Genomic DNA, 4,145 nt, shown 5'->3' with positions numbered 1-4,145 from the left:
GAACCAGCTCAACGCACTACCAACCCACAACAAACCCGCTGACACCCAACCCACTGACACCACCCCACCCACTCACAGGCGGACCGACGTTGTCTGCCATCGGGACGTCAGCGGAGTCTGCCACTGGATGTCAGTGGTTCTGCCATGAGGTGTGTCAGTAGATGCTGACGTCGTCGGCGTCGGTGAGGCGGAGGCCGTACCGGACGTCGTCGGCCAGGACGGCGGTGCCGTCGTCGGCGCGGACCAGGAGCCCGGCGTCGAGCAGCCCCGCTACGATAGCCGCGGTCGGCTCCTCGGGATCGGTGGAGACGGAGCCCTCGTAGGACGCCTGGAACAGCACCGCCGCATCCTGACTGGTGACACCAGCGCCTCAATGACCAAGGAATAGGCGTCAGTCGATTACGCGAGGTCGCCAGTTCTGAACCCCTAACTGTCACATGGGGGTTGCAATCAGTATGGAAAGTTGCGACATGCCACAGCGGTTCGGCGGGGCGGGCATAGGATGCATTTGGGTCCGAGCGGGCCAGCCACAATTCCCCCGCGAGGCCTGGAACGTGCCGAATGGTCAAGGGCGTGGAGCGGGGGCTGCAAAGTGGATGCACAGGTGCGTCTGGTTGACGGTGACGCGGCTGACGTCGCCGCGTTGTGGCAGTGGCTCAACGACGAGCGGGACCTGCGCGGCCGGGTGGTTCGGGCACCTGCCCCGGTCGGCGCGACCGAACTCGGCGGGGTCGCCGATCTTCTCACGGTTGCGGTCGGCGCCGGAGGCAGCGGCACGGTGTTGGCGACATCGTTGATCGCCTGGGTCCGTACGCGTCGCACGACCGCGACCATAACTGTCGAGGCCCACGACAGACACGTCACCCTCAACATCACGACCGTCGGCGACGTCTCGCCGCTTCTACACGAAATCCTCGCCCAGACCACCGACAACGCCGATGCCCCCGATGGGAATTGAGTCCACTGCGGGAGTCGACAGTCATGCGATCCTGATCGGTGTCTCTGAGTATTCCGACACCCAGTTTCCCCGAATCCCCGCCGCGCGCAACAACCTCGACGCGATCCTGCACATCCTGACGAATCCGCTGTTGTGCGCCTGGCCCGGACGCATCACCACAATCTCCGACCCCACGTCACGCGACGCGCTGTCCATGACAATCGCCGAAATCGCCGAACGCACCACCGGTGTTCTCCTCGTGTACTACGCCGGCCACGGCGCACTCTCTCCCCGCGGCGACCTGTGCCTCACCGTCGGCACCACCCACTTCGACCGACCCGCCCTCACCGGCGTGCCGTGGGATGACGTCGCCGGGGCTCTGCGCACCAGCCCCGCCCGCACCCGGATTGCGATCCTCGACTGCTGCTTCGCCGGGCAGGCCATTGAGGCCCTGGCCGCGACGCGAACGGACACCACCGTCGCCGACATCGCGCATGTCGAGGGCGTCTACACCCTCACCGCCACAACCCGAAACCACACCGCGCACGTCCCACCCCTCGAACAACAGGCCCACGCCCGCACGTCCTTCACCGGTCAACTCGTCGACCTCATCACCGAGGGCATCCCCCACGGCCCCGAAACACTCACCCTCGGCGCCATCTACCCGGTCCTGCGCCACCGCCTAGCCACGAAGGCGCTACCCCTTCCCAACCAACGCGGAACCGACCTCGCAGACCGCTTCGTCCTCACCCACAACGCCTGGTGTCGGGGTACTGGTTTATCCACCCCACCGCGTGTCGAGGCCGGGCGGCCTGACACAGGGCCGGGCACGGGCCAGGCCCAATCCGCCCGGCGCCGTCGTCCACGACGCAAGGTTCTCGTGGCCGCCGCCACCGTCGTCGCAGTACTCGCGGGCGGTATCGCGGCGATCCGGTACATGCCGCCGCCGCCGTCGCCGCCCACGTCGAAAGCGGAGGACGGAGTACACGGTGACTGCTACCCCAACAAGGAAGACCCCATCATGTGTGTCTTCACCTCCCACGTTGGCCGGTACGTCAGGGACATCACCGTCAGGAGCGAGGACAAGGCCAAGGGGGACATGCACAGCTCGTGGGGGAACTTCGACTCAGACAAGGAAAGCCCCCGGGAAGAAACCGATCTCAGAGTGAGATGGACGCCGAACCGCAAGCAGACCGGCCCAAATGCCCGATGGGTGTGCGGTTCTATGCAGCGCGATGGCAAGAACGTCGCCAGCAGGTGCGTCGATCTCGACAACCCGCCGACGTGAAGGCTGATCATGTCCGGGAAGAGTTCCGCGTACAGGTCGCGGGCGGGCGGCAGGGCCGCTGGCCTTGCCGGTCCGGTACGCGTGTGGCCCTGTTCACCCCAACCCCCGTTGCCGCCGATGTCGCGTCACGGCGGCCCAGCGCGTGGTGCGTTCCGGCACCCGGGTTTGGGCGCCGACGGTGCCCCCGCACATTGGCGACGCCGGCCCCGGGCCCCGGCACGCCGGGGAGTCGGCGCACGGGTTCGCGGGTGCGCCCATCCAGGACGGGCAACGAATACTCGCAGCCGAACGCCGCAGGCCGGACAGGAAGCGCTGCTGGCACTACTGGCCCAGCAGTGCCCATCCCACGGTGCCTTGAGCTGGCCTCGGCACACTGGACCGCAGGTGCGACGCGGAACAGCTGCGTTGAACGAGACGGGATGAGGTGGCGACGGTGCGGTGGAGCCCACGGCGGAAGCTCAAGAAGCGAGTACAGAAGACGGTCCGGAACCTCCGGATCCCGCCCCTGGGCCACACGGACCCGCTCGGAGACCTGATCGCCGTCCTCGAGCAGCGCCTGGGCTACTCCATCACCATGGTGACCACCGAGAACGACAGCATCATCAACGGGGCGCTGGAGAGCCGACCCGGCGGCGGCACCGCCATCGTCGTCCCCGCCGGCACCAGAACCCCCAACCGCCGCCGTCACCTTGTCTGCCGGGGCCTGGCCCGCTGCCTGTACCGGGAGCCCGGCCACCGCACCGGCCGCATTGACTACTCCACCCCCACCGAGCAAGAGATCGAGTACACAGCCCTCCTCCTCGGACGCCACGTCGAAAACGCCCAGCAGCAGCGCCGACCTCGAGGCGTCGCGGCCTCGCCCGCTTGATCGGTGGAACAGTGGCCCTGCTGCTGTGTTCGGTTCGCCGCCTGGCCGTCGGCCCAGTTGTCGCACCGTCCGGGAAGGATCTCCTGTGCCCGTTCCGACCGTGGTGATCGTGTCCGGCCCTCCCGGGGCAGGGAAGACCTACCTGGCCCGCCGGCTCGCCGCCCGTCTGGCCCTGCCCTGGTACAGCCGCGACACCATCAAGGAGGCATTGTTCGACACCCTTGGGTGGTCGGACCGCTCGAGGTCCAAAGAGCTCGGCTCCGCGTCCGTGGCTGTGCTGTTCTCCCTGCTCTCCGACACCCTGGGCTCCGGAACCAGCTGCCTGGCCGAGTCCAATTTCCGTCGGACGCTCTCCAGCCCTGACTTCCAGCGACTCCTCAGTACCACCGGCGCCGGAGCGGTGCAGATTCAGTGCAGTACGGACGGGGAGACCCTCCTCGCCCGTTTCGCCGCACGCTCCTTCTCTGTAGAGCGGCACCCCGGCCACTGCGACGACCAGAACATCGACGAGTTCCGTGAAGAACTCCTGGCCGGCCGCTACGAACCCCTGGACCTGCCAGGGCCAATCCTGACCGTCGACACCACCCACTTCGACCACGTCGACATCGACGCACTGGCCGCCCAGGTATCCGCCCTGCTCCACCCCGATGCACGGTAGGCCGACTGTTGTCGGGCCTGCCCTGCCCCGTCGAGATCGTCTGCGGAGGGGAGACGGACGCGGGGACCAGGGACGAGGCGTTGAACCCGTACCTGCGCAGCGTCGCGGCACGCACAGGAACGAGCGCCCCGCAGGTCCGGGCTGCGTCCACCTCCTGCGGGCGACTGGTGCGGTTACCAGGGGCGGAGCTCGGTGGTCAGTTCCTCCCACCACTGATACTGGTGTTCGTCTTCGGGGACGAGGCTGCACTGATCGACGGCGGGATGGATGCATATAGAGCAATTAGGCATCGCCGCAGTTCAGGGGCCATGTGATGTATCGCTGAGGGCTACTTGAGTATCAATCAGGACGCACCTTTCCCCTAGGGGGGAAATGATCATGTGCTGTTTTAGGG

The 4,145-nt window shown here is 67.1% G+C and carries 5 protein-coding genes; 4 read left to right on the top strand and 1 reads right to left on the bottom strand.

Features of this window, described 5'->3' with window-relative positions:
- Window positions 1–154: 154 nt before the first annotated feature.
- Window positions 155–340 (bottom strand): hypothetical protein, encoded by a 186-nt coding sequence (locus NBY69_RS37080; RefSeq protein ID WP_250306680.1) that lies wholly within the window; start codon window positions 338–340, stop codon window positions 155–157.
- A 252-nt stretch (window positions 341–592) separates the two neighbouring features.
- Between NBY69_RS37080 and NBY69_RS37075 the strand changes: the two genes are divergently transcribed.
- The 4 genes from NBY69_RS37075 (at window position 593) to NBY69_RS37060 (ending at window position 3,751) form a co-directional block, all read left to right on the top strand.
- Window positions 593–958 carry an effector-associated constant component EACC1 gene (locus NBY69_RS37075; RefSeq protein ID WP_250306679.1) on the top strand — a complete coding sequence of 122 codons (366 nt, stop codon included), beginning with the start codon at window positions 593–595 and terminating at the stop codon, window positions 956–958.
- Entirely contained in the window at window positions 948–2,225 is a 1,278-nt protein-coding gene (locus tag NBY69_RS37070; RefSeq protein ID WP_250306678.1) for a caspase, EACC1-associated type, read from the top strand. Before NBY69_RS37075 ends, NBY69_RS37070 begins: the two co-directional genes overlap by 11 nt.
- Before the next feature lie 433 nt (window positions 2,226–2,658).
- A complete protein-coding gene (locus NBY69_RS37065; RefSeq protein ID WP_250306677.1) occupies window positions 2,659–3,093 on the top strand; it encodes a hypothetical protein in 435 nt (144 codons plus the stop codon).
- Window positions 3,094–3,178: 85 nt separating this feature from the next.
- Window positions 3,179–3,751 (top strand): AAA family ATPase, encoded by a 573-nt coding sequence (locus NBY69_RS37060; protein ID WP_250306676.1) that lies wholly within the window; start codon window positions 3,179–3,181, stop codon window positions 3,749–3,751.
- Window positions 3,752–4,145: the final 394 nt, after the last annotated feature.

The sequence above is a fragment of the Streptomyces sp. A 4/2 genome (genome assembly GCF_940670765.1).
Lineage (GTDB): Bacteria > Actinomycetota > Actinomycetes > Streptomycetales > Streptomycetaceae > Streptomyces.
Note: the sequence above shows the minus strand (reverse complement) of the source record. Positions and strands in the feature narration are given on the sequence as shown.

Coding starts and splice junctions, on each gene's coding strand:
- NBY69_RS37070 (WP_250306678.1), top strand. CDS start 948: ATGGGAATTGAGTCCACTGCGGGAGTCGACAGTCATGCGATCCTGATC.